Here is a 25,625-nt window from a genome sequence, read left to right as displayed (position 1 = left end):
GCCGCATTGCGAAAGCCACTTTCGCAACCTTCAACGTTGCGAAAGTGGCTTTCGCAACGCTTCCCCCGACCCGACCGATGCTATGAAAGGTCCTTTCCTTGCAAATTTTGCAAGGAAAGGACCTTTCATAGCGTTCGCGCCCGGCTCGCGACATACCACCGGGAGATCAGAACGTCCCATCGGCGGCGACCGAGCGGTCCAGCCAAAGATCCTCCAGAGCCGCCCGCACCTCGGCACCGCGGGAAGCGGCCAACGCGACAGCACCCAGGTTGTCCTCCAGCTGGGCCATCCGGCTCACCCCGAACAACACGTTCACCACCGGCTCGTACGCGAGACAGAACGCGAGAGCCAGCTGCGACGAGCTCACTCCGAAGTCCCCGGCGACAGCGGCGACACGCGCGGCGGCGGCGCGGATGGAGTCCCGGATCTCGCCCGGATCCGCCCCGATCTTCCGTGACGGGGTCTTCCCGAGCAACACGCCGCCCTCGAACACGTCCGACGCCTGCAACGTCAAGGTTCCGGCCGAAAAATGCTTGCCGTAGAAGGAACCTTCGGCCATCGACCGACGTGCGATGCTGTACTTCAGCTGAGCGAAACGAGGCGCCGGAAGCCCTTCACTCGCGGCGAATTCCAGCGCCAGGTCGAGATCCGCGGCACGCCAGTTGTTCACGCCCCAGACATCGAAGCGGCCGAGGCGGATCTGTTCGGCCACCTCGGTGACGATGCGTGGAATGTCGGGCCGCTCGAAGTAGTCACCGACCACGACGGCTTCCGCGCGCTCGACACCGACGCGGTCGAACGAAGTGGCGAGCTGCTCGGCGAAACCGGTGTTCGGGTAGTCCCACAGCCAGAGTTTGCCACACAGCTGGTACTCGTCACGCTGGATTCCGGCGGCGCGGACCGCCTCGCCGAACAGGAGGTCCGTGCGCGACTGTTCGGCATGCGGCCCCATGTCGTAGTGGGCCACGTCGAACAGCGTGACCCCGGAATCGACGGCGTGCCGGATCAGGCGTACCGCGTCGTCGAAGTCCATGCGGTCCCACGTGTTCCACGATCCCAGGCTCAGCGCCGAAGTGGCGAAGCCCAGTCCGTTCCGCTTCTCGTCCACGAGTTTTCCTTTCGCTGGCAACGGAAACAAGTTTTAGTCTACGATCGTAGAATGAACAAGAGACTTGTAGTGGTGACCGGCGGTGCCAGTGGCATCGGCCGCGGCGTCGCCGAAGCCTTCCAGTCCGCGGGCGACCGCGTGGTCATCGCCGACGTCGACACCCGGGCGGCCCACGACCTCGCCGCCGAACTCGGCGCGGAGCACGTCGAACTCGACATCTCCGATCCCGGATCGGTCGACGCGGCGCTGACGCTCGTCACCGATCGCTTCGGCCCGGTCGAGGTCCTGGTCAACAACGCCGGTCTCGCCGGCGGTGGCGGACCGTTGGTGGGACTGGACATCGGCGTCTTCGATCTGTGCATGCGGGTGAACTTCCGCGGCACCTTCCTGATGACCCGCGCGGTCGGCGCGCGGATGGTCGAGACGGGCACGCGTGGCACCATCGTCAACATCACCTCCATCGGCGCCCGGCAGCCGACCCCGGGGCTCGGCCACTACGAGGCCACCAAGGCCGCCGTCGAGGCGCTCACCCGCTCGGCCGCGCTCGAACTGGCGCCGCACGGCATCCGGGTCAACGCCGTCGCCCCCGGTCCGGTGCTCACGCCGATGACCGCCGGATTCGCCGCCGACACCGCCGCCCGCGCGGCGTGGGAAGCGAGGATTCCCTTGGGAACCATCGCTTCCGTCGCCGACGTGGTGCCGTCAGTCCTGTTCCTCGCCTCCGCCGGCGCCGGCCATCTCACCGGGGTGAGCCTCCAGGTCGACGGCGGGCAGCTGCTCACCTGAGTACACGACGCGGCCGCCGGACACGGTGAGTTCCACACCGACGTCCGGCAGGTCCGCGAACGCGACCTCGAGCGGATTCGCCGCCAGCACGCAGAAATCCGCGACACGGCCGACGGTCAGCGATCCCTTCCAGTCCGCCGCGCCCTCCTGTTCGGCGGCCGCGACCGTGTAGCAGCGCAGCAACCGGGCCATCAGCCCGGCGTCCACTTCGGACGCGGCCAGCATCCCGGCCGCCGCCGCGATGTGCACCCGCCAGTCGGGGGTGACCACGGGCGCGTCACTGCTCAACGTCAGCGGAACACCCGACGCGAGCATTTCCGCCAGCGGCCAGGCGCGGGCGCCGACCTCGGCACCGAGCGCGTCCGTGAGCATTCCCCGCATCGCCACCGCGATCGCGGGCTGCGTGGTCAGGCCCACCCCCGCCGAAGCCATCCGCGCCAGCTGATCCGGGGTCACCAGATCGCCGTGCACCAGATGATCGCCGCGGCGAAGCGACCCGAGCGCGGCCTCGATGCTGCAATCCCCCGTGGCATGCACGGCGACCGTCATCCCGGCGTCATGGGCGAGCCGGATCATCGCGGCCAGATTGCCCGCGCGGCCCGGATCGTCGTCACCGTCGACGAGGAGCGCGCCGTGTGAACCGTCGGCGTAGCAATGATGTGTCCACGCGGAGCGCATCGGCGGGATGCCGTCGGCGAAGATCTTCACCCCGGGCACGGTGAGCCACAACGGATTCGCGGCCGGTGACGGGGTCGCCAGCCCTCGCTCGAAATCGTCCAGCGAGCTGGCGCCGTCGAGCAGGCCGAACAAGCGCAGCGCCGTCACCCTCGCGCGCAGCAGGCCCTCCTCGGCCAGCGTCGCGTACTCCTCCAGCACTTCGGCGCCGAAACAGCCCGTCTCGCCGGGACCCAGACCGGGTTCGGTGTAGCTCGTGATGCCCAGTGACGCGCACAGCTCACCCGCACGCAGGATGGCGGCCCGCCGTTCGGCCGCGGTCCGCACCGTTTTCTCTTCTCCCCCGGTGAATCCGGCGCCGCCGATGAGCGTGTCCGGCCAGCGCGCGCCGAGCCAGGTCGCGTGCAGGTGCGCATCGTTGATCCCGGGCAGAACGGTTCTCCCCGCGAGGTCGATCACCTCGGTGTCCGGACCGATGTGGTCCAGCGCGACGTCACCGAGGGCGACGATCCGGTCTCCTCGCACGGCCATCGCCCGCACGACGGTGCCCGCCGGGTCGAAGGTGAGCACAGGACCGCCGCGAACCACGAGCGAAGCGGGACGAATACGTTGCGACGGCATGGTTTCCTCCAGGATCTGGACTTTTTCTCCTACGACTGTAGACTAAAAAGATGGTCAACAGAACCGAAGCGGCGGTGCTCACCGAACACGGCTCCGCGCTCACCTTGCGGGAACTACCGCTGCCCGAGGAGCCGGAACCGGGTGCCGCGCTGGTCCGGATCACCTGCACCACGCTGTGCGGCACCGACGTGCACCTCTGGTCCGGCCAGATGACCTTCCCCGGCATGCTCCCGATGGTGCTGGGACACGAAATGGTCGGTGAGGTGGTGGCCGTCGGACCAGGTACCACCGACACCCTCGGCCGTGAGATCGCCGAGGGCGACCGCATCGGCTGGTCCGAGTCGACCTGCGGAAAGTGTTACGGCTGCACGATCTTGCGCGAACCGGTCGCCTGCGAGAAGCGCGGCTACGGATTCCTCCAGCGCTCCGACGTCTTCCCGTACGCCACCGGCGGGCTCGTGCGGTACTGCTACGTGACTCCCGGTGCGGCCAAACTCCTGCTTCCCGGCGACGTCAAGGACACCTGGGCGTCGATGTCGGGCTGTGCGGGCAAAACCGTGCTGCGCGCCGTCTCCCGCGCCGGCGGGATCCGTCCCGGTGCGACGGTCGTGGTCCAGGGCGCGGGCGCGCTGGGCGTGTTCGCCACCGCGTTCGCGCGGATCTCCGGCGCGGGCGACGTGATCACCATCGGCGGGCCCGGCGACCGGTTGAAGACCGCCGAGAATTTCGGGGCGACGGCGACGATCCCGGTCGACGGCACCGTCGAAGACCGCATCGAACGGGTCAAGGAACTCACCGACGGCCGGGGCGCCGATCACGTCTTCGACTTCGCGGGCGGGCCGACCATCGGCGAGGAGGCCGTCGCCTTCGCCGCCCAGCGCGGCACGATCGCGATCGTCGGCTCCACCGGCCCCGCACCCTCCCCCGTGGCGCTGGGCACGGTGATGGGCAAGGAACTCACGGTCGTCGGTTCGCTCAACGGCGACATCGCCGACTACCACCGCTCGGTGGACTTCTTCCGCACCTTCGCCGATCGGCTGCCGTGGGACGAACTGTTCAGCGAACCGGTCGGTCTTTCCGAAGCCTCCCAACGTGTCGAGTCGATGTCGCGGCTCGGCGAACTCAAAGCCGTCATCGATCCCCGCCTCCCCTAGGAGACCCGAATGACCATTCCCCAGCGTCGCATCGGCCGCGACGGCCCGCTCACCGGCGTCCTCTCGCTCGGCTCCTGGCACACCTACGACCGGATGGACTTCCGCGAGGCGGTCGACCTGGTCCGCACCGCGGTCGATTCCGGCATCACGCTCTTCGACGTCGGCGTCTACGGATTCCCCGGCGCCACACCGGTCTTCACCGACGTGCTGTTCTCCGCGATGGTCCGCGCCGCGGGCCTCCGCCGCGAGGACTACCTGCTTTCGGCCAAGCTCTGGCTGGAGGGATACCCCGAGCACAACCTCCGCGACCAGCTGGACAACGCGTTGTTCCGCGCGGGCGTCGAGCACGCCGATCTCGTCGTACTGGGCGATCTCCGGCGCGACGACACCGACCTGCACCGGCTCGTGCTGGATCTGAACGAACTCCGCGAGGCCGGGCTCATCCGGCACTGGGGCGTCAACAACTGGTCCGCCACCACGATCCGGGCCTTGCACGATTTCGCCGCGGCCGAGAACGTACCCGGCCCCGCCATAGCGCAGCTGAAGTACAGCGTCGCGCGACGGTCCATTCCGGACGGTGAACCGTTCGCGAAGGTCTTCGGCGAACTCGGCGTCACACTCCAGTCTTCGGACATCTTCGAGGGCGGGATCCTGCTGGGCAAGAACAGCGGGGCGCGTCAGGTGGGCCGCGACCCCGGCGACATCCGCGAACGCATCGCCGCCTCCGCCCCGGCGCTGGCGAAGATCGCGGGCGACCTGGACGCGACGCCGGCGCAGCTGTGTCTCGCCTTCACCCTCACCCACCCGGCCAACACGACCACCCTCTTCGGTGCGACGAGCACCGAGCAGCTCAAGGACAACCTCGGCGCCGTCGACCTGGTCGAGCGCGTGGGCGCGGAGCAGCTCCGTGAACTGGTCGAGCCGTACTGGGCCGACCGCGGCGTCGTCGATCCGGAGGGACCGTGACGGCCTTCGATCCCGAGCTCGCCGGAGCCCTCGAAGGTCTGCCCGCCGGGCCGCCGCTGAGCGCCGATTCGCTGGCGGGCATCCGCCAGGCGATGGCCGAGGGCAACCTGACCTGCGCCGAGGCGATCGGCGACCGGGATCTCGTCTGGGAAGACCACCAGGTACCCGGCACCGACGTCGTCGTCACCGTCGTCAAACCGCGCGATGCCCGGAACGCGCCAGGGTTCTACAACATCCACGGCGGCGGCATGGTGCTGGACGACCGGTTCGCCGACCTGCCCCGGATGGTCGCGCTGGTCGAGGAATTCGGCTTCGTCGCGGTGACCGTGGACTACCGGCTCGCCCCCGAGCATCCGCATCCGGCGCCGATCGAAGACTGCTACGCGGGCCTGACCTGGATGGTCGAGCACGCGGCCGAACTCGGTTTCGATCCCGGGCGGCTGATCGTCGGCGGTGGCAGTGCGGGAGGCGGGCTCAGCGCCGGAATCGCCCTGCTGGCCAGGGATCGCGGCGGACCGGCGCTGGCCGGGCAGCTCCTGCTCTGCCCGATGATCGACAGCCGCAACGACTCGGCGTCCACAGTGGAATTCGCGGAACGCGGCGTGTGGGGACGCGAGGCCAACGAGTTCGGCTGGCGGTCACTCCTCAAAGGACAGACGTCGCCATACGCGGTCCCCGCCACCGCGGAAGACCTCACCGGACTTCCGCCCGCCTTCATCGAGGTCGGCGCGGCCGAGATCTTCCGTGACGAGGACGTCGACTACGCGCGTCGGCTCTGGCAGGCCGGTGTGCCCACCGAACTGCACGTCTGGGCGGGCGCGTACCACGGTTTCGACCGGATCGCCCCGGACAGCGAGGTGACCCGGGCCGCGCTCGCCGCCCGGGCCTCCTGGCTTCGCCGCACTATCGGCCGAGCATGAACCTGGCGGCCTGTTCGCCGACCAGTACCGCCGGCGCGTTGGTGTTGCCCGTGGTCACCCGCGGCAGCACCGACGCGTCGGCGATCCGGAGCCCGCTCAGCCCGTGCACGGCCAGCTCCGGGTCGACCACCGAGTCCGCGTCGGTGCCCATCCGGCAGGTCCCGACCTGGTGGTGGTAGGTGATCGCGGTCCGGCGGACGTACTCGCGGACATCGGCCTCCGGCCCCGGATACAGCTCGCGGGCGCCCCATTCCTCCGCCAGCGCGGACGCGCGGCCGATCTCCCGGCACTGCTCGACCGACGCGACCAGGCTCTCGAAGTCGGCCGGATCCTCCAGCGCGGCGAGATCGATCAGCGGCTCGTCGAGCGGGCTCGGCCCCGAAAGCCGGAGACTGCCCCGGCTGCGCGGCGTGACCATGCCCGCCATCAGCGAGAACCCGGTCTCCGGGCCCGTCATCCACGACTCGTACATCGGCACGCTGAAGTGGATCGGCTGGGTGTCGGGCACCGGCAGGCCGGGGCGGCTGCGCCAGAACAGATGCGTCTGCGTGACCGAACGGCCGGGCGCGGGTGGGTCGACCTGACGGCGATCGGTCGCGAAGATGACCGGCGAGAGCAAGTGGTCGTGCAGGTTCTTCCCGACGCCCGGCAGCTCGGCGACGACGTCGATTCCGTGCACCTCCAGTTCGTCGACCGGGCCGACGCCGCTGCGCAGCAGGATCGCCGGTGACGCGAGCGCGCCGGCGGCGAGCACGACCTCGTCGGCGAAGACCTTGCGCAGCTCGCCGTCGACCTCGGCCAGCACTCCGGTCACCTTGTCGCCCTCGAAGAGCAACCGGTGGACGAGCGCTCCCGTGTGGACGGTCATCCGTTCGGCGGCGGGCTGTCCGTAGGCGAGCCAGGTGTTGAGGCGTTTGCCGTCGCGGGTGGTGACCCGCTGTACGGACACGCCGTCGAGTTCGTCGCCGTTGTAGTCCGGGTTGAACGGCAGCCCGATCTCCATCGCCGCGTCCACAATGGACTGCTGGATCGGATGCAGTGGCTCGTTCGGCACGACGTCGAGGAGATCCTTCTCGATCCGTTCGAACACCGGCCGGACGTCGTCCCAGCGCCAGCCGGGCAGGTCCCAGCCGTCGTAGTCGGCCGGGGCGCCGCGCACCCAGATCATCGCGTTGAGCGAATGCGACCCGCCGAGCACCTTGCCGCGCGGCAGATGCAGCCGCCGGTTCGCCGCGTGCGGCTGCGGCACGGTGTAGTAATCCCAGTCCTCGGGCCCGTGCCACAGCTCACCGGCCCGCGAAGGATCGTGAATGGCCGGATTCGTGTCCGGCCCGCCCGCTTCGAGCAGGGTGACCCACGCCCCGGAGTCGGCCAGTCTCCTGGCGACCACCGAACCGGCCGAACCCGCTCCCACCACGATGACGTCCATGTCCCCCACCCTCGCAAGGCACGCGGACGTCCGGCGGATTCGGTTCGCTGGCCGACAATCGGCGTGCCCTGGCGGGCAAGACCGGAGACGTCGCGGCGCCCGATACTCGATCACACACCGGTCGAGGAGGAGCTAGCCATGGCCACACGCCTGTTCATCGACGGACAGTGGACCGCCGCGGGAGGCGGGTCCCTGCCGACGTACGATCCGGCCACCGGCCAGGTGATCGAGGAGGTCGGCACCGCGTCGGCCGCCGACGTCGACGCCGCCGTCGGTGCCGCACGGAAGGCACTGAACGACCCCGCCTGGGCGGGGCTGCTGCCGGTCCAGCGGGCCGCGCTGCTGTTCAAGCTGGCGTCGCTGGTCGACGAGCACCACGAGGAGCTGGCCGCGCTCGAAACCCGCGACCAGGGCCAGCCGATCGGGATCTCCCGCCAGGTCAGCGTCACCGGCGGGGCCGAGCACCTGCGGTACTTCGCGGGCTGGGTCACCAAGATCCAGGGCACCACGAACCCGGTGTCCTTCCCGGACACGCTGCACTACACCCGCCGCGAGCCGGTCGGCGTGAACGCGCTGATCACGCCATGGAACTTCCCGCTGATGATCCTCGTGTGGAAGCTCGCGCCCGCGCTGGCCACGGGCAACACCGTGGTGATCAAGCCCAGCGAGGTCACGCCGCTGACCAGCATCCGGCTGGTCGAGCTCGTGCACGAGGCCGGGTTCCCGCCGGGCGTGGTCAACCTGGTCACCGGCGACGGCGCGGTGGGCGCGCTCCTGAGCAGGCACGACGACGTCGACCACCTGTCCTACACCGGATCGACCGCGGTCGGGAAGCTGATCACGGCGGCCAGCGCCGAGTCGAACCTCAAGCGGCTCACCCTCGAACTCGGCGGCAAGGCGCCCAGCATCATCTCGGGCGACGCCGACATCGACGCCGCCGTCGCGGGCAACCTCGCGGGCGCGACGCTGAACAGCGGTCAGGTCTGTGCCGCGTACACCCGCTTCTTCGTGGACCGCAAGCGTGAACAGGAGTTCGTCGCGAAACTGGCCGCCGGGCTCGAAGGCCTCAAGCTCGGTCCGGGGCTGGACGAGTCGACGCAGCTCGGTCCCCTCGTGTCCGCCAAGCATCGCGAGCACGTGGACTTCCTCGTCTCCACCGGCAGCGAGCAGGGCGCGGAGCTGGTCACCGGCGGTAAGCCCGTCGATCGCGACGGCTACTTCTACACCCCGACGCTGTTCGCCGGCGTGGCCGACGACATGACGATCATGCGCGAGGAGATCTTCGGCCCGGTCCTCGCCGTGACCGCCTACGACGATCCGGACGAGTTGCTGGCGCGGGCGAACGACACCGAATACGGGCTCGCGGCCACCGTGTGGACTCGCGACCTGGGCGTCGCGCAGCGATTCGCCAACGGCATCCGCGCGGGCGCGGTGTTCGTCAACATGCCGCCGATCCCCGACATGGCCGCGCCGTGGGGCGGGTACAAGGCGTCGGGCTGGGGCCGCGAGATGGGGCCGTGGGCGATCGACGCGTACACCGAGATCAAATCAGTCTGGCTGCACTACTCGTGACCGCGGGCGACGCGGTGAACTCGACCGCGATGAGCAAGTCGCAGATCGCCTACCACTGGATCAAGGCGAGGATCGACGACGGCACCTTCTCCCCCGGCTACCGCCTCGTGTTCGGGCAGATCGCGCAGGAGCTCGGCGTCAGCACCGTGCCCGTGCGCGAGGCGGTGCGGCGGCTGGAGGCCGAGGGGCTGGTGACCTACGAGCACAACATCGGCGCGCAGGTCGCGATGGCCGACGAGAGCGACTACCAGCACACCATGCAGACGCTCGCGCTGGTCGAGGGTTACGCCGCCGCGCTGGCGGCGCCGTCCCTCCCCGATGAGGCGCTCGACCAGGCCAAGGGACTCAACGCGGAGCTGACGGCGTGTCTCGACAACTTCGAGCCGTCGCGGTTCACCGCGCTGAACCGCGACTTCCACCGCGTCCTGTTCGGCACCTGTCCCAATCCGCAGGTGCTCGATCTGGTCAACCGCGGCTGGAACCGGCTGGCGGGGCTGCGCACGTCGACGTTCAGTTTCGTCCCCGGCCGCGCGCACGAATCCGTGCAGGAGCACCAGAAGATCCTCGACCTGTTCGACCGGAACGCGCCGGCCGGGGAGATCGAACTGGCCGTGCGCGAGCACCGGTTGACCACTTTGGAGACCTTCCTGGCCTGGCGGCATCCCTAGACAGGGACCGTCTCCGGTGGCGGGAAGGCGTAGAAACGCACGGAAAGTTCCTTCTCGCCCTGCACAGGGCGGCGACGGCGATGGCAGTACCGCGTGATCAGCTCGCGGTATTCCGCGTCCAGTTCCCGGAATTCCGCCTCGGTCAGCCGTGCCGAAGTCCGCTGCGCCGTCGCCCACGGACCGAACTCGTCGCGGTGCTCCGCCGCCCAGGACAGCAAAGCGACCTCGTTCGCGTACTTGGCGTCGAGGAACGCGGTGACCCGTTCCCGATCCGCGCCGTCGTAGTCGTCCGGCTTCGGCTCGCGCAGGTCCTGCGGGATCGAGAGCCAGTTCCCTTTCCGGTCACGGCGCACGAAACCGTTGTCCTGCAATCTTTTCAGGCATTCGCCGACTTCGGCTTGCGTGAGCCCGGTCCGGCGCGCGACGTCCTCCTCGGCGGCGGGGAGCTCGCGCGTCACCAGGTGGTATCGCGGGTCCTCGCGCATCGTGATGTCGTTCAGGTTCACCGATCGCTTCGGCAGCGCGTCGCCCAACAGCCGCCGCGCGGCGAAGGCCAGGACCACGGCGGCCGGGACCTCGACGACGACGGCGAGCGTGACACTGGTCCATCGCTCGGACGACGTCCAGCCGAGCATGACGTCGAACCACGCGTCGCAGCACAACATCGCGGCCGTCGCCGACAGCAGCGGCACGGCTGCCCGTCGTCGGCGCATCCCCAGCCACGCTCCCGCCGCGAAGCAGAGCAGGAGCGCGACGTCGAATCCGACCCAGGCCGCGCGCCACTGCCCTGTGTCGTACCGGTCGGGCAGGGTGTGCGCGAGGTAGACGGTCCAGGGCACGAGCAAGACCGCCGCGCCGGCGAGCACGGTCAGGAGTATCCGTCGGATCATGATCACGACGTTAGAAGCGGGCGCCGGCGGGGACATCCGGGCTTTCCCCTGGTCCGTTCTCAGGGGCCGGCTCACGAGGCTTGAGTCTCCACCCACTGGAGCCTTTACCGTCGTTCCCATGACGATCACCGTTCTCGACACCTACCCCGCCATGCGCGAGATCCTGCGCGCACCTCAGCCGGACCGCTCGGCACTGCTCAAGGCGATGGTCGAGCCCGCCGCCGGGATGTACCGCTACTTCCCCGGCGACGTCGACCTCGTGGCGATGCACGCGATGAGCTCCGGATTCCCGCTCGACCGCGACGAGAATCGCTGTCTGGAGGCTCTCGAAGCCCTGCACGAAGCGGACGCCTGGAACCGCATCCAACGAGCGCTCGACGACGCCGTCACCGCGCAGCTCGCCGCGACGCCCGGGCTGGCGATCCCGGACATCACCGTGCTCACCGTGCTGGGTGATCCGGGCGACCGGCACTTCATGGGCCCGAACCTGGGGATGTCGGCCAACGGCAGCGTGTCCGGCTACATCTACCTCAATTTCTGGCCGTATCCGGAGAATCTGGCGAGGCTGGAGGCCACCGCCGTCCACGAGCTCAACCACAACCTGCGCTACAGCCCCGGCGGGGTGATCTGGGATCCGGCGACCGTCACGGTCGGCGAGCAGATCGTGTCCGAAGGCCTCGCCGACGCGTTCGCCCGCCAGTTGTACGGCGACGAACTCGGCTACGCCCGCATCGGCGTGCCGCATCTGCGGGACGACGCGGTCTTCGAGAAGGTCGTCTCCGGCCTGGAGATCACCGGTATGCAGAACTTCGCGGCCTGGGTGCACGGCGACGAGACGGCCGCCCGCTACGGCGGCACTCCCGTCGGCCTGCCGACCGGCGCCGGATACGCGGTCGGCAACCGGCTCGTCGACGCCTACCTGGCCGCGACCGGCCGGACCGCCGCGGAGGCCCTGCTGGTGGACCGCCGCGACGTCATCGACACCGCGATGAAGGTCAGCCGAGTCCCTCAGGGGTGACCAGGCAGAACGGATGTCCGATCCGATCGGCGTACACGCGGTAGCCGATGGGTTTGTCCGAGCCGTCGAGGAGGTGCCCGCCGAGGGCGAGTACCTCCCGCTCCGCTTCGTCCAGGTCGGTGACGAGCAGATCCAGGTGCAGTTGCTGCGCGGGGTCGCCCCTCTTCCAGTCCGGCCGGACGAAGTGATCGGTGCGGTGCAAGGCGAGCTCGGGCTGGTCACCGCCCAGCGTGATCCTGACGTGATCGGGGCCGCTCCCGGTCCGGGGCACACCCAACAGGGCTTCGTAGAACGGAGCCAGGGCCTGTGGATCGGGGCAGTCCACCACGACGACGGCGAGTTTCGGGCGTGGCCGGAACAAGAGGTCGAGGTGGTAGTCGACGGTGGCCAGCACCTCGGCTGCCTGCCGCTCGTCCACACCGGCCGGTGCGCGCAGGAGATTCACCATGCTCCACAGGAGATGCGCCTCCCGTGCCGGATCACGGTTCGCGGCGATGTCGCCCGCTTCCTGGGCGGCCCGCAATGATCCGGTCACGTCCTCGATTCCGGCCTCGGCCAGGTGGGTGCGCACGAGTTCTCTGGGAGACGTCCCGGGGCGTGAATGCACCGAGGCCGGCCGGCGCACTCGTTCTCGTCGGGCTTCATCGGGCAACGGCTCCTCCTCGATTTCCTGCGGGCCCACGATGGCACAGGTCCGCAGTGGATCGAGCCTTCCGAGTGGCCGGAGTATCAGGACTCGCGGCGCCTCGACCGGATCGTGAGCGCCACCAGCGCGCCACCGACCAGCAGCAGGAAGAGGCCCGACACCAGCAGACCTCGGATCTCGCTGCCGGTCGAGGCCAGCGGGCCGCTGTCGGACGGTCCGCCGCCCGGCGTGGTCGCTCCCGGCTGCCCCGGTGTCGCGGAAGTGGTCACCCCGGGAGCCGGGGACGTGCTCGAGGAGCTGCTGGTGGTGGTCGGCGAACTGCTACTCGAAGTGGCACTGGACGAACTGGTGGCGCTGCTCGAAGTAGCGCTCGACGACGTGGCACTGGATGACGTCGGGCTCGATGAAGTCGCGCTGGACGAAGAGCTGCTCGACGTCGGGCTGGTCGACGTGCTGCTCGTCTGACTCGACGAGGTGGTCGACGTCGGTGTGGTCGAAGTGGACGTGGCCGACGTCGAGGAGCTGGACGTCGAGGTGGACGTGGTCGAGGTCGGCGAGCTGGTCGTGGTCGTCGTCGAAGTCGGGCTCGTCGAGGTGGAGCTGCTGCTCGTCGTGGCCGAGCTCGACGAAGACGAAGACGAGGACGAGCTGCTCGGCGTAGTGGTCGGCGTGCTGCCGCATTCCGGCAGATCACCGTCGAACGGGTAGGCGTGGAACTCCTGTCCGCCACCACCGGTCGCTTCGGAGCTGTGCACCAGCGAGCCCGTGGTGAAGAACCGGCCGTTCATCCCGGACGCGGTGACGGTCGCGGTACTCCCGGGTTCGCCGATCAGCACGCTTCCCTGGAACTGGGCGCCACCGGCGATCTTCACCTGGGTGGCGTCCGGGAAGTTCCACAGCAGCCGCTCGCGCAGTTTGTTGAGCGGGTCCTGATCGTTCAGGTCACCGGTGTAGGTGTTGATCGTGCGGGCCGCTCCCACCATGTTGACCAGGATCGTCGCCCCGGCCGGGATGCCCTCGAACTCGATTCCCTGCATGCCGCCGGTGGCGCCGGTCAGGTCGAAGTCCACGGTGAACACCTGCAGCGCGGATTTACCGTCCCCGGTGAACAGGGTGCGATAGCCCTGGTTGACCGCCGTGCCGGTGGCCGGCCGCGGTGTGGCGCCGTCCCGCGCGTAGCACTTGCTCGCCACTCGCAGATCCTCGCGCAGGCTCAAATAAGGCTTCGCCGCGTCGGGGTCCTTTTCGAGTTTCCCGGTCACCGTCCCGGTGACGGTTCCCGCGTGCCGGACGACCCCGCCGTCGGCGAGCAGCCGCTGGTCGGCCGCGACGCTGACGTTTCCGCCGGTGGTCAGGAAGTCTGCGCCGTCGGGCGGCGGAACACGTGATCCGACACCGGCGATGCCGACGTTGTAGACGGACGACGCGCCCGCTCGTTTCGCCATGTCGAAATCGCCGAGGACGACGACCCGTCCTTCGGCTTCGGCCGCCGCTTCCCGTACCTGGAATTCGCCGCCGACATAGACGTTGATGCCGTTGTCCCGGCCCGCGTAGTCCTTGTTGTTCACCGGCGGGTATTTACCCGGGCAGGCCGGACCGACGCACGGTCCCAGCCCGCCCGGCAAAGGGGCGGCGGCCGCGCCGTCGGTGACCACGAGAGCCGCCACGCACACCGCAGCGGCGGCACCGGCGGAAAGAGAGGCGAATCGCCTTGCACGCATGCGGCGATTCTTGTGCCCACCGGCCGGGTGAACACAATCGGAATCCGGAAATACCCCCGACCGGGCGAGGCGGGTGACCCGGCCCATTCGTGGCCGTCCAGCGTTATCCAGACAACGAAATTCCAGGTGGACCGCGAAATCCCTAAAGTCCTGAGCGTCGATGGGAGGTTCGCCACATGACGGACACCGGAGTGCGCTCGCGCATCGGTTCGGTGGAAGTGCTCGCGGGCTTTCTCGTGCTGATTCTGCTCGCGCGGGGTCTGCTCGGCGACGTCCTCGGGGCGCCGATCGTGCAGACCTGGACGACGGTCTTCGTTTCGATCGTGCTCCAGGCCGTTCCGTTCCTCGTCTTCGGCGTGACCCTTTCCGCCGCCATCGCGGTCTTCGTGCCGCGGGAATTCTTCGCGAAAGCCCTGCCGAAACATCCGGCCCTCGCGGTACCGGCCGCCGCGGCGACCGGAATGGTGCTGCCGGGCTGCGAATGCGGTTCGGTCCCGGTCGCCGGCGCCCTGGTGCGCAAAGGGGTCACCCCGGCCGCGGCGCTCGCGTTCCTGCTCGCGGCTCCCGCCCTCAACCCGGTCGTGCTGGCCGCGACGGCGATCGCGTTCCCTGATCGGCCGTCGATGGTCTTCGCCAGGGCGGCGGCCGGGCTCGCCGCTTCGGTCGTGATGGGCTGGCTGTGGCTCGGCCTCGGCCGGACGGAATGGATCAAACTGCCCGAACACGCCCACGGTGACACGCGCTGGCGGGCGTTCGCGGGCGCCGCGGGCCACGACCTGGTGCACGCGGGCGGCTTCCTCGTCGTCGGGGCCATGGCGGCCGCGACACTCGACGTCCTGATCCCGGGCCGCTGGCTCCAGGCCGTCGCGGACGATCCGGTGCTCGGTGTCCTCGCACTGTCGCTGCTGGCGGTCCTGTTGTCGATCTGCAGTGAGGCGGACGCCTTCGTCGCCACCTCGCTGACCCAGTTCTCCCTCACCGCCCGTCTGACGTTCCTGGTGGTCGGGCCGATGGTCGACCTGAAACTGTTCGCCATGCAGGCCGGCACCTTCGGCAGGCGGTTCGCCGCGCGGTTCGCGCCCGCCACGTTCGTGGTCGCGCTCGCCTGCGCGGCCGTGACCGGGACGGTGCTCTGGTGAACCGGACCGCCGCGACCGTCGTGCTGCTCCTGCTGGGCGCGGCGGTGCTCAAGGTCTGCCTGACCGGCCAGTACCTCCGCTACGTCAAGGAAGGGCTCTGGCCGTTCCTGCTCGCGTCGGGCCTCGTGGTCCTGGTGCTCGCGGCCACGAACCGCCATCGCCACCCGAAAGTGGGATGGCTGCTCCCGCTTCCGGTCCTCGCCCTGCTGCTGGTCGCCCCGCAGCCGCTCGGCAGTTACGCGGCGGGCAACGCGGGCATGGCGCTGACACGCTCCGACGAGTACCCGCCCTTGCCCGATGGCGACCCGGTGAAGGTGACCGTCCTGGACTACGCGTCGCGCGCGGTGTTCGACGAGGGCCGTTCCCTCGGTGCGAGGCGGGTCGTGCTCACCGGCTTCACCGCCACCGGCGCGGACGGCGCGTCACTGCTCGTCCGGATGATCCTGACCTGCTGCGCCGCCGACGGACGACCGGTCAAGGTCGTGCTGGACGGTCGCGTCCCGAGCGAACCCGACACCTGGATCGAGGTCACCGGCACGTTCCGGCCGGGGTCCGTGGTGGACGAGGTCAACGGCGAACGCATCCCGTTCCTGAAGGTCGAAAGCGCCACGCCGGTCCCCGCGCCCGAACGGCCTTACGAATAGTCAGGTCCAGCTCCACTGGATGCCGTACTGGCCGGGCTGCGGATCGAGGGTGATGAACTGGAAGGTGCTGGTGTCCCGGTCGAACGTCGCCTCGGACCGTTCCTCGGGTGGCAGGACACCGCGCGGCCGGAAGAAACCGGCGCAGCGCCGCGGCAACCGGCCGGGATCGAAGCTGACCTGCACCGCGACGTCCCGCGCCGGCCGGTAGAGCGCGACCTGCACATGCCGTTTGCCCTGGCCCGGCGGATAGCGCACGCCGAACTCGACGACGGCGAGCTCGCCTGCCGCCAAGGTGCGGTCGAGGGCGAACTCGAACACACAGGTGGACGACGGGACGTCCGCGCGGAACCGCGCCGGCCGGCAGCCGTCGGTGAACAGCACGGACGGCGGCTGGGTGATGCTGGTACACCGGTTCACGAAGACGAACCGCGAGGTGCCGTCCCGATCGGCGCGGATCAGCCGCCGGACCCGGACCGATTCCTGGTTGCCGTCGCCGTCGACGCGGTAGGTGAGGTACTGGGAAAGCCGGTGCGGGGTGTCGAGCTCGTCCGGTGTCACGTCCATTTTGGACAGTGCGCGCACCACCTCCTCCGGCCGCCGCCACACCTGGTCGTAGCTCAGGGCGTGTCCGGTGCGGACGGTCCAGCGCCCACGAGGACGACGCGGGCCGAGCAATCCGGTCAGCGTTTCCGGCGACTGACCGAGAATGACCTCCAGCGCGGTCACCGCGGCGAGGGAACTCGCCCGCTCCGGCCGATTCTCGCCATTCTGCCAATAGCTCAGCGCGCTGACGCTGACCGGCGTCTCGTGATCGCGCAACCGGCGGCTGATCTCACTGAGACTCAGTCCGCTGCGTTCGATCGCGGCGCGCAGTGCGGCACCGAATTCAGCCGGAGCGAGACTCGTCATGAAGGCGCAGCGTACCGTCCGAAACGCCCGACTTTCGTCGGGTGAACGGGCGCCGTTCAGAGTTATCCAGCCTCGCCACGACTTTTCGTTGACGCTCCCCGGGCCGCGATTAGGGTCGGAATCGTCGGAAGAATCCCCCGAATCCCCGACGACTCGCACGTCCTCCCGCCGATGACCGAAGAGGATGATTTCGCATGCGCTCAACCACGAAACGATGGCGCCGTCGCACGCTCGCCGTCGCGACCTCCACGCTGGCGGCCGGGGCCTTCCTGGTCGCCGCGCATCCCCAGGCAGGCGGGGCCGCTCCGCCCGCCGTGCCCGAAGTGGCCGATCAGGTTCCACAACTGACCGAAGCGGGCGTGACCGGCGGCCCCGCGTCGGTATCCGGCGGCGGCACGTCCACTTCGGCCGACCGGTCCGTCTGCGCGCCCGGCGCACACTGGCTACGCGTCCGGTTCACGGAGCTTTCGTTGCGTGGCAACGACTCCGTGACCCTGACCGGCAGCAGTGCGGGCTCGTACACGCTCACTTCGCGACACTGGCCGGGCAAGGCTTTCCACACCCGCGCGTTCGAAGGCGACTGTGTGCGGGTGTCGGCGGCACTGTCCGATCCCGCCAGCCGCTTCGCCATCGACGCCTACCAGGCGGGCGACCGGCCGCTCGCCGCGGCGACGACCACGGTGGCCGCCGTCGGCGACGTCTGCGGGTCTTCGTGCAACCAGACCGCGCCGCTGATCAAGAACATGAACCCGCAGGCGCTGATCCTGGCCGGGGACAACGCCTACAGTTCGGGCACGCTGTCGGAATACAAGAACAACTACGACCCCTACTACGGGCAGTTCAAAGCGATCACCTATCCGACGCCGGGCAACCACGAATACAACACGTCCGGCGCCTCCGGGTACTTCGATTACTTCGGCGCGCGAGCCGGTGAACGCGGCAAGGGCTACTACAGCTTCGACGTCGGGGACTGGCATTTCGTGGCACTCAACTCCAACATCACCCGCAGCACCGGTTCGGCGCAGGAGACCTGGCTGAAGAACGACCTGGCGGCGAGCACCAAACCCTGCACGGCCGCGTTCTTCCACCACCCGCGCTTCAGCCGCGGCACACACGGCGACGACTCGTCGGTCACGCCGTTCTTCCAGGCGCTCTACAACGCGAAGGCCGATCTCATCGTCGTCGGCCACGACCACAACTATCAGCGCTACGCACCGTCCCGGCCGGACGGCACCCGCGACGACGCGAACGGCGTCCGCGAACTGCTGATCGGAACCGGTGGCCGGGGTTACTACAACTTCGACCAGTCCTCGGCCGCCGTGCAGGAGGCGGGTAACACCAACACCTTCGGCGTCGGGAAGCTGACGTTGAGCGCGACCGACTACCGCAGCGACTTCGTGCCGGTGTCGGGCCGCACCTTCACCGACACCGCGACCGGCAAATGCAAGAAGGCGGTCTCCTCCCCCGCCTTCTCCGTGGGCACCACCCCGTCGTCGGTGTCGGTGAAACCGGGCGGGACGGCGTCGGTGACGGTGAACGTCGGCAGCACCGGCGGCTTCACCGCGGCGACCGCGCTTTCGGTCTCCGGCCTGCCCTCGGGCGTGACCGGGGCGATCTCCCCCTCGTCGGTCACCCCGCCCGCGAACGGCACGGCGACCGCGACGCTGACCTTGACCGCTTCGGCCACCGCGTCCGGATCGGCGGCCGCCACGGTCACCGGGACCTCGGGTTCCACGACGCAGACAGCGAAGGTCACGGTGAGCGTCGGTACAGCGGGTGGCGAGGCGTTCGCCGACGACTTCGAGACCGACAAGGGCTGGCGGCTCAACGCGGCCGGCTCCGACACCGCGACGGCGGGCAAGTGGGAACGAGGCGACCCCGAACAGACCACCTCGACCTACAGCAACCAGATCAAGCAGCGCGGCGACACCACCAGCGGCGTGAACTGCCTGGTCACCGGGCGACTGGCCGGTTCGGAGTACGGCGTCAACGACCTCGACGGCGGGGCGTCGTCGATGGCCTCACCGGCGTTCACAGTGCCCGCGGGCGGGAAACTGACGTTCTCCTACACCTTCGCGCACGGCGACAACGCGACGTCGGCGGACTACCTGCGGATCCGCGTCCTCGACGGGACCACGCCGACGACGGTGTTCGAGAAGACCGGGTCCGCGACCGAGGTGGCCGGGGTCTGGCAGAACGCGACGGCGGACCTGTCGTCGTTCGCCGGCCGTAGCGTGCGCCTGCTGGTCGAAGCCGCCGACGCGAGCACCGCGTCGCTGTGGGAGTCCGCGGTCGACGACGTCCGCGTCACCGCGTAGGGCCATGCGGCTGCAACTCGCGCCGTAAGGCCGTGCCGAAGGCGGGTCGTGCGTGTTCGCGAGCGAGGCCTCAGCCGGGGTGAAAGCTCCCTTCGCCGCGTTCGACGCGGCCAAGGGAGCCTTCGGCCCGGGGTCGTGACGTTCTATTGAGGCATAAGGCAAATGTGGCGCGTTGCGCCGCCCAAGGCCCTTGGTGTCCACAGTGGTCAGTCGTGAGTGCTAAAGAGGGCTAGAACGACAATCGCCACTCACGACCCCCGGCCAACACTGCGCAAAGTGCTCGAATCGGACGCTTTGATCTCGAAGTGCGTCCTTTTTGGACAGTTCAAGGGTGCTAGGTCGCGGTGGCGAGCCGACTCGCACGGCCGACTCCATCACGCCACCTTGACTTACCTCTCAACAATCCTCTTTGTCGCTCACGACCCCCGATCTCCTGCGGTGAAAGTCCCTTCAGCCACTCACGACAGCAGCGCCGGGAAGGCCGCCATGTACGTCTCCTCCATCCGCTCCGCCGACCCCGCCCGGCCCGCGAGCCGTTCGAAGCACGCGGTCCCGGGCACGGTCATCGGGCTGGGCGTGGTCAGCCTGATCACCGACCTGTCCGCCGAGATGGTCACCGCCGTCCTCCCGCTCTACCTCGTGTACGGCCTCGGCGTCGGATTCCTGCAGCTGGGCGCGATCGACGGGCTGTACACGGGGGCGACGGCGTTGCTGCGGCTGGCGGGCGGCTATTTCGCCGACCGTCTCGGCCGTCCGAAGGCCGTGGCCCTGGTGGGTTACGGCCTCTCGGCGGCGACCAAACTCGCCTTCCCTGCCGCCGGGTCGTCGCTCGGCGCGATCGGCCTGGTGATCGGCGCGGACCGGGCGGGCAAGGGTATCCGCACCGCGCCGCGGGACGCGATGATCACCCTCGCCACCCCTGCCGACGGCCTGGGCCGCGCGTTCGGTGTCCATCGCGCCATGGACACCGCCGGCGCGCTGCTCGGGCCGCTCGCCGCCTTCGGCCTGCTGACCGTGCTCGTCGGCGATTACCCGGCGGTGTTCGGGGTGAGCTTCTGCTTCGCCGTGATCGCGGTGATCGTGCTGGCGGTGTTCGTCCGTGCTCCCGCCGGGGCCGTCGAGCGGTCGCGGGTCCGGTTGCGCGCCGGGTTCGCCCTGCTTGGCGAGCCGGGACTCCGCGGAACCTGTCTGGCCGCGGCGCTTCTCGGTGTGTGCACGGTCGGCGACATGTTCCTGTTCGTCGGCGTGCAGCGGTCCGCGGGGCTGCCGCCCGGGGCGCTGCCCCTGCTGCCGCTGGCGACGGCGCTGACGTTCATGGCGCTGGCGTCGCCGATCGGACGGCTCGCGGACCGGCTCGGCCGGTGGAAGGTGTTCCTGGCCGGGCACGTCGTGTTGCTCGCCGCGTATGTCGTCCTGGCCGCTTCGGCGACCGGCTGGCTCGTCGCGGTGGTCGTCCTGGCGGCACACGGCGTGTTCTACGCGTGCACGGACGGCGTGCTGATGGCGCACGCGGCGCCGCACGTGCCGGAATCGTTGCGGGCCACCGGTCTCGCGTTCGTCCAAACCGGACAGGCGCTGGCCAGGGCCGCCGGCGCGGTGCTGTTCGGCGTGCTCGCGGCAGGAATGGCGCTGGGGCCCGCGTTCGCGGTGTTCGCCGTGGCGCTGCTGGTGTCGGTACTGGCCGGATCGAGGATGGCATGAGGCGGATCTGGGCTGGCGTCGCGGCGCTCGTGGTCACGGTGGTGGCCGGGGCGGTGTTCGTCGGGCTGCGCACCGGCGACGCGGTGGCGGAACAGCGGCTGGACCTCGCGCACGGCGGGCTGCTGTACGTCGACGAGTCGGGCCGCGTCCGGCAGGACGAGCGCGTCGGCCCGTCCTGTCAGCGGGTGGACGTCGCCGCGAGCACCCTGGCGTGCCTGCGCGCGACGGCGGTGCCCGACCAAGCCGAACTGGTCGTCACGAAACCGGGTGCGGAGCCGCGGCGGATCTCCGACTGGGGAACGCCGTCGCGGGTCAGGGTGTCGCCGTCCGGGCGGCTGGTGGGCTGGACTGTGTTCCGCGCCGGGGACTCGTATCTGGGCGGAGTGGGCACGTTCTCCACCACCGCCGGGATCTACGACCTCGACACCGGGAATCATTACGGCTCACTGGAGGACTTCGCGCTCACCGTCGACGGAAAGCCTTACCCCGCCAAGGATCTGAACTACTGGGGCGTGACCTTCGCCCGCGACGATCTGACCTTCTACGCCACGGCCCGGTCCGCGGGCGGCACCTGGCTGGTCCGCGGCGACCTCCGCGGCCGCACGCTGACCACGGTGCGGCAGAACGTCGAATGCCCCTCCCTCTCGCCGGACGGCACGCGCGTCGCCTACAAGTTCCGTGACGGCGACCGCTGGCGGCTGCACGTGCTGTCCCTTGTGGACGGACGTGACGTCCCGCTCGCGGACCCGGCGCATCTCGACGATCAGGCGCAGTGGCTGGACGACAAGACCGTGGCCTACGGGCGGGACAAGGCGATCTACTCCGTCCCCGCCGACGGCACCGGCGCGCCCACGCTCCTCCGCGCGAACGCCTCCTCCCCCGCGGTGGTGCGGTGATCCCCCGTGACTGCACCCCGATCGGCCTGGCGCTGGCGGCGGTGGCGGCCGTCGTGGTCGTGGTCCTGCCCGCACCGGTCCCGGCCGTCAAGGCTCCGGTCTCCGCGTCGGTCACCGATGTGTGGCCGGGCGCGTGGATCGCCGCGAACACCGTCACAGGTTCGCCCTACACGCCCCTGGCGTACCTGGATCCCGGGTCCTCCGCCGGTATCACCCGCGCGAGCGATTCGCTCAGGCTGACGCTGGGAGAACGGGTACTCCGCGAAGTCCCGTTATCGGGCTCGCCCCGCTTCGTTCTCGCCACTTCCCCGGACTCGCTGGTGTGGCTGGAACTGTCCGACATCACCGGGACGGGCGCCTTGTGGCGCTCCGGGCCACGCGGGGAGAGCCCCGTCCTGGTCACCGCCGACACCGGGCGGGTGGTCCTTCTGGACTCCCAGTACGACCTCGTCGTGCACGAAGGCCGAGCGTCCTGGGCCGCCGTGCGGGGCGACGCCACCGAAGTGCGGACGGTCGCGTTGTCCGGCGGCCCGGTGACCACCGCCCCGCTGCCCGGCGACTTCGCGCTCACCGCCTGGCCGTTCGCGACGTCGGCCGCCGTCGAGCAGGCGGGACCGTCGGAGCTGGTGGACCTGCGCGACGGCCGGGTCTCGCGGGTCGGCGGGCAGAACGTCGAACTGGTCGACTGCACGCCGTCCTGGTGCCGGATCCAGGTCCTGCGCCAGAGCGGGACGGCGCGGTTCGACCTGATGAAACCCGACGGCTCCGACCGGAGACGGGTCGGCGGGAAGGGGATCCGGCCCGCGTTCGGCGACGTCGTCGTGCTCGACCGGTACGCGGTCGTGGTCGACGACGATCGCGGTGTGCTCGCCCTCTACGACACCGCCACCGGCCGGATGGCCGACCTGGCCGCGGAGTTCGGCACCGTGCTGGCGCGGGGGCCGTACGTGTGGTGGTCGGTGGGCGGGAACGAGGCGCTCACCTGGCGGGTACTGGACCTGCGCACGCTCGAGGCATCTGTTTGACTGCTGCCGTGCCGTCCGATCGTGAGACCTCCGTCGAAGCGGAGTTCTCACGGGTGGTCGGCCGGTTCGCCGGTCCGGCCAGGGGCGTCGGACTGCTCGTGATCAGCGTTTTCGGCGTGCTCGCCACGCCGTCGGGCGCGCTCCCACTGGCCTTCGGTCTGCTCGCGCTGGCCTTGGTCACCGCCGTTGCCGAGTACGTCGTGGGGAAGACGGGCCGGGGCAGGCCGCTGGCGTTCGCGCTGACCTTGGTGCGCGCCGGGGCGATCTGCGGTACCCAGTTCCTGACCGCGCCCGAAGCGGGCGAGCTGAACCAGTGGGCGCTGAACGTGCTGACCCTCACCGCCATCACCCTCCAATGGGAATGGCCGCCGAAGATCACCGTGCCCGCCATCGCCTGCCTGCTGGCGATCGAAGTGGTGCCGCTCGGCTTCGAGGACGGCTTCTCGGTGGTCCTGCGAGTGCTCATCGAAGCCACCCTCGCCCGCGGCGCCTTCCTCCTGCTGTCGCGGACCACGCGCCGGATCGACCACCTCCGCGAGCGCCAAGCCCGGCTGACGCGTGAGGAATCCCTTGCCGTGGAACGACGATTGCAGGAACGGGAGTATCTGGCCGTGCTGCACGACACGGCCGCGGCCACTTTTCTCACCGTCGCCCAGCGCGGGGAAACGACGGATCCGGCCGAGGTCGCCGGCTACGCCCGCCGCGATCTCGCGATCCTCACCGGCGAATCCGGTCCCGGCAGTGTGGTCGACCTCGAAACGTCGTTGCGCGGCGTGCTCGCGCAAAGCCCGGTGAAGGTCGAGACGCACTGGTCGCCGGTCGCGCCGATCCCGGCGTCGGCGGCGCTCGCGCTGGTCCGCGCCGTACGCGAGGCGCTGGTGAACGTCGACCGGCACGCGGGTGTCCGCGAGGCCAGGCTGACGGTCGAAGACGGCGTCCGCGTGACCGTCCGGGACGAAGGGCGCGGTTTCGATCCGGCGAAGACCCCGGCGCAGCGGCGAGGTGTCCGGGAATCGCTCGTCGAACGCATGGCCGCGGCGGGCGGCCGGGCCGAAGTGACCTCCGCGCCCGGCGCGGGGACCACGGTGGAACTGGTGTGGCCGCATGAATGAGACCGCGGACCGCGTCCTCGGCGGCTGCCGGATCGCGGTCCTGCTCGCGACGGCGGCGATCCAGGTCGGGCTGAGCCTGGCCCGGCTGACCGACACCCCCGGCCGGATCGCCTACGCGGCGCTCGCCGGTGTGCTCGTCGTGGCGGCGTGGTGGGTGCTGCGCTGGAAGCCGGTCCCCTGGCCGGTCGCGTTCACGGGGGCGGTGGTGGTGCTCGCCGCGGCGACGGTCGCGGTCTGGACGCTGCCCCCGGAGCGGCTTTTCGGCGACGAGAACTGGGCGTCCGGTCTCGCCGGCTGGCATCTGCTGGTGCTGCTGATGGACCGCCCCGCGATCGCGATGGCCGCGCTCGTCCTCCAGATGACGCTCGCCGTCGTCCGGCAGTTCGGCGTGGAGCTCACGGATCGCGGCGAGATCGGCAGCGTGGTGATCGTCGCGCTCAGCGTGCTCACCTTCCAGGCCGCGACGCTGGCGCTGATCAGGGTGGTCAACCGGCGGGCGGGTGAGGCCGCGGAGGCCTCCGCCGAACGGGACCGCCAGGCCCACCGCAAGGCGCTCGCCGAGGAACGGGAGGCCGACCAGCGGAACCGGTTCGCCGGGCAGCTCGGGGCAACCTTGCCGCTGCTGGCCGGGCTGGCCGACCGCACCCTCGATCCGCGTGACGACGAGGTCCGGCGGCGGTGCGCGCTCGCGGCCACGCAATTGCGGCGGCTGTTCGCCGAGAACGACGACGTCCCCGACCCGCTGCTGCACGAGGTCTCGGCCTGCGTCGATCTCGCCGAGCGGCGGGGACTGACGGTGACGCTGGCGGTCAGCGGCGAACCGGCCCCGGTCCCGACCGCCGTCCGCCGCGAACTGACCGGTCCGCTGATGACCGCGCTGGTCGCCGCCCGGTCGCACGCCAGGGTCAGCGTCCTGCGCGCCGACGACGAGATCCGTGTCGCGGTGATCACGGACGGTGAAACGGGCGTGACGGCGAACGGATCGGGCGCCGTCGACGTCGAATGGCACGCACTGGGAGAACGATCGTGGATGGAGGCGAAATGGCGTTCGCGACCGAACTGACCGCGGTGGTCGTCGACGATCATCCGGCCGTACGGGCCGGGGTCGTGCACTGGCTGTCCTGCGGCACCCCGCCGGTGACCGTCGTGGCCGAAGGCGAGGACGTGCGGGCCGCGTGGATCGGCGAGGGCGCACAGGCCGACGTCGTCATCCTCGACCTGCACCTCAACAGCACCACCCCGGTGATGGGCGATCTGCGGCGGCTCACCGAGGCGGGCCGTCGCGTCGTCGTCTACTCGATGCGGGCCGACGACGAGACCGTGCTGCAGTGCCTCGAACTCGGCGCGCTCAGCTATCTCACCAAGGCCGAGGGCGCGGAACATCTCCTCGAAGCCGTGCGCACCGCGGCGGCCGACCGGTCGTACACGCCGCCGTCGATGGCGGGCGCGATGGCCGGGGACCGCTCCGAACGGCGCCCCGCCCTCTCGGCGCGCGAGACCGAGGTGCTCATCGAGTGGTTCCAGTCCGAGTCGAAGGACTTCGTGGCGCACCGGCTGGGGATCTCGCCGAACACGGTCAACTCGCATCTCGAGCGGATCCGGGTCAAGTACGCCCAGATGGGCAGGGAGGCCCCGACGAAGGCCGCGCTCGTCGCGCGGGCGATCCAAGACGGGCTGATCGGCGTAAGCGATTTGTGACCGGTTGTG

23 protein-coding genes are annotated in these 25,625 nt (G+C 70.0%); 16 read left to right on the top strand and 7 right to left on the bottom strand.

Annotated features, from left to right (window positions below):
* Positions 1-166: 166 nt before the first annotated feature.
* Positions 167-1,108: an aldo/keto reductase gene (locus tag AMK34_RS02405; protein ID WP_073842619.1), complete on the bottom strand. Its 942-nt coding sequence runs from the start codon at positions 1,106-1,108 to the stop codon at positions 167-169.
* 69 nt (positions 1,109-1,177) lie between these two features.
* Between AMK34_RS02405 and AMK34_RS02400 the strand changes: the two genes are divergently transcribed.
* On the top strand, positions 1,178-1,894 hold the full coding sequence (locus tag AMK34_RS02400; RefSeq protein WP_083649719.1) for an SDR family NAD(P)-dependent oxidoreductase: 717 nt from the start codon (positions 1,178-1,180) through the stop codon (positions 1,892-1,894).
* On the opposite strand, the gene AMK34_RS02395 is transcribed toward AMK34_RS02400, so the two are convergent.
* Positions 1,811-3,190 (bottom strand): amidohydrolase, encoded by a 1,380-nt coding sequence (locus AMK34_RS02395; RefSeq protein WP_198941621.1) that lies wholly within the window; start codon positions 3,188-3,190, stop codon positions 1,811-1,813. The genes AMK34_RS02400 and AMK34_RS02395 overlap by 84 nt on opposite strands.
* 50 nt (positions 3,191-3,240) lie before the next feature.
* Between AMK34_RS02395 and AMK34_RS02390 the strand changes: the two genes are divergently transcribed.
* The 3 genes from AMK34_RS02390 to AMK34_RS02380 are packed head-to-tail and all read left to right on the top strand — an operon-like array spanning position 3,241 to position 6,230.
* On the top strand, positions 3,241-4,344 hold the full coding sequence (locus tag AMK34_RS02390) for a zinc-binding dehydrogenase (RefSeq protein WP_073842613.1): 1,104 nt from the start codon (positions 3,241-3,243) through the stop codon (positions 4,342-4,344).
* A 9-nt stretch (positions 4,345-4,353) separates the two neighbouring features.
* Positions 4,354-5,310: an aldo/keto reductase gene (locus tag AMK34_RS02385; RefSeq protein ID WP_073842611.1), complete on the top strand. Its 957-nt coding sequence runs from the start codon at positions 4,354-4,356 to the stop codon at positions 5,308-5,310.
* Entirely contained in the window at positions 5,307-6,230 is a 924-nt protein-coding gene (locus tag AMK34_RS02380; protein WP_073842609.1) for an alpha/beta hydrolase, read from the top strand. Before AMK34_RS02385 ends, AMK34_RS02380 begins: the two co-directional genes overlap by 4 nt.
* Here the strand turns inward: AMK34_RS02380 and AMK34_RS02375 are convergent.
* The gene (locus AMK34_RS02375) at positions 6,214-7,659 is read right to left on the bottom strand and encodes a GMC family oxidoreductase (protein ID WP_073842607.1); all 1,446 of its coding nucleotides are present in this window, start codon (positions 7,657-7,659) and stop codon (positions 6,214-6,216) included. The genes AMK34_RS02380 and AMK34_RS02375 overlap by 17 nt on opposite strands.
* A gap of 138 nt (positions 7,660-7,797) precedes the next feature.
* Between AMK34_RS02375 and AMK34_RS02370 the strand changes: the two genes are divergently transcribed.
* Entirely contained in the window at positions 7,798-9,231 is a 1,434-nt protein-coding gene (locus AMK34_RS02370; protein ID WP_073842605.1) for an aldehyde dehydrogenase family protein, read from the top strand.
* Positions 9,228-9,899, top strand: coding sequence for a GntR family transcriptional regulator (locus AMK34_RS02365; protein WP_081975771.1), 672 nt, complete (start codon positions 9,228-9,230; stop codon positions 9,897-9,899). The genes AMK34_RS02370 and AMK34_RS02365 overlap by 4 nt, the downstream gene beginning before the upstream one ends.
* On the opposite strand, the gene AMK34_RS02360 is transcribed toward AMK34_RS02365, so the two are convergent.
* The gene (locus AMK34_RS02360; RefSeq protein ID WP_073844519.1) at positions 9,896-10,789 is read right to left on the bottom strand and encodes a hypothetical protein; all 894 of its coding nucleotides are present in this window, start codon (positions 10,787-10,789) and stop codon (positions 9,896-9,898) included. The two genes, AMK34_RS02365 and AMK34_RS02360, sit on opposite strands and share 4 nt — an antisense overlap.
* Before the next feature lie 118 nt (positions 10,790-10,907).
* Here AMK34_RS02360 and AMK34_RS02355 point away from each other — a divergent pair, with 118 nt between their 5' ends.
* Positions 10,908-11,807, top strand: coding sequence for a DUF2268 domain-containing protein (locus AMK34_RS02355; protein ID WP_073842604.1), 900 nt, complete (start codon positions 10,908-10,910; stop codon positions 11,805-11,807).
* Here AMK34_RS02355 and AMK34_RS43365 read toward each other — a convergent pair.
* Both AMK34_RS43365 and AMK34_RS02345 read right to left on the bottom strand, forming a co-directional pair.
* Positions 11,785-12,378 (bottom strand): VOC family protein, encoded by a 594-nt coding sequence (locus AMK34_RS43365; protein ID WP_241832665.1) that lies wholly within the window; start codon positions 12,376-12,378, stop codon positions 11,785-11,787. The genes AMK34_RS02355 and AMK34_RS43365 overlap by 23 nt on opposite strands.
* Before the next feature lie 158 nt (positions 12,379-12,536).
* Positions 12,537-14,174, bottom strand: coding sequence for a choice-of-anchor A family protein (locus AMK34_RS02345; RefSeq protein WP_241832664.1), 1,638 nt, complete (start codon positions 14,172-14,174; stop codon positions 12,537-12,539).
* Positions 14,175-14,350: 176 nt separating this feature from the next.
* Here AMK34_RS02345 and AMK34_RS02340 point away from each other — a divergent pair, with 176 nt between their 5' ends.
* Positions 14,351-15,313 carry a permease gene (locus AMK34_RS02340; RefSeq protein WP_073842602.1) on the top strand — a complete coding sequence of 321 codons (963 nt, stop codon included), beginning with the start codon at positions 14,351-14,353 and terminating at the stop codon, positions 15,311-15,313.
* On the top strand, positions 15,310-15,957 hold the full coding sequence (locus AMK34_RS02335) for a TIGR03943 family putative permease subunit (protein ID WP_073842600.1): 648 nt from the start codon (positions 15,310-15,312) through the stop codon (positions 15,955-15,957). The genes AMK34_RS02340 and AMK34_RS02335 overlap by 4 nt, the downstream gene beginning before the upstream one ends.
* On the opposite strand, the gene AMK34_RS02330 is transcribed toward AMK34_RS02335, so the two are convergent.
* Positions 15,958-16,866, bottom strand: coding sequence for a helix-turn-helix domain-containing protein (locus AMK34_RS02330; RefSeq protein WP_038514413.1), 909 nt, complete (start codon positions 16,864-16,866; stop codon positions 15,958-15,960).
* A 194-nt stretch (positions 16,867-17,060) separates the two neighbouring features.
* Here AMK34_RS02330 and AMK34_RS02325 point away from each other — a divergent pair, with 194 nt between their 5' ends.
* The 7 genes from AMK34_RS02325 to AMK34_RS02295 all read left to right on the top strand — a co-directional run bounded on the left by AMK34_RS02325 (position 17,061) and on the right by AMK34_RS02295 (position 25,616).
* Positions 17,061-19,184, top strand: a complete 2,124-nt coding sequence (locus AMK34_RS02325) for a metallophosphoesterase (protein WP_073842598.1) — start codon at positions 17,061-17,063, stop codon at positions 19,182-19,184.
* Positions 19,185-19,670: 486 nt separating this feature from the next.
* Entirely contained in the window at positions 19,671-20,885 is a 1,215-nt protein-coding gene (locus AMK34_RS02320) for an MFS transporter (protein WP_073842597.1), read from the top strand.
* A complete protein-coding gene (locus AMK34_RS02315) occupies positions 20,882-21,781 on the top strand; it encodes a TolB family protein (RefSeq protein ID WP_073842595.1) in 900 nt (299 codons plus the stop codon). Before AMK34_RS02320 ends, AMK34_RS02315 begins: the two co-directional genes overlap by 4 nt.
* A complete protein-coding gene (locus AMK34_RS02310) occupies positions 21,778-22,806 on the top strand; it encodes a hypothetical protein (protein ID WP_073842593.1) in 1,029 nt (342 codons plus the stop codon). The genes AMK34_RS02315 and AMK34_RS02310 overlap by 4 nt, the downstream gene beginning before the upstream one ends.
* An 8-nt stretch (positions 22,807-22,814) precedes the next feature.
* Entirely contained in the window at positions 22,815-23,918 is a 1,104-nt protein-coding gene (locus AMK34_RS02305) for a sensor histidine kinase (protein WP_073842591.1), read from the top strand.
* Positions 23,911-24,981, top strand: a complete 1,071-nt coding sequence (locus AMK34_RS02300) for a histidine kinase (RefSeq protein ID WP_073842590.1) — start codon at positions 23,911-23,913, stop codon at positions 24,979-24,981. The genes AMK34_RS02305 and AMK34_RS02300 overlap by 8 nt, the downstream gene beginning before the upstream one ends.
* Positions 24,960-25,616 carry a response regulator transcription factor gene (locus AMK34_RS02295; protein ID WP_037336921.1) on the top strand — a complete coding sequence of 219 codons (657 nt, stop codon included), beginning with the start codon at positions 24,960-24,962 and terminating at the stop codon, positions 25,614-25,616. The genes AMK34_RS02300 and AMK34_RS02295 overlap by 22 nt, the downstream gene beginning before the upstream one ends.
* The last annotated feature ends 9 nt before the right edge of the window (positions 25,617-25,625 follow it).

It is taken from the genome of Amycolatopsis sp. CB00013 (genome assembly GCF_001905755.1).
In the GTDB taxonomy this organism is placed as follows: domain Bacteria; phylum Actinomycetota; class Actinomycetes; order Mycobacteriales; family Pseudonocardiaceae; genus Amycolatopsis; species Amycolatopsis japonica.
This window is presented reverse-complemented; position numbering and strand designations above follow the sequence as displayed.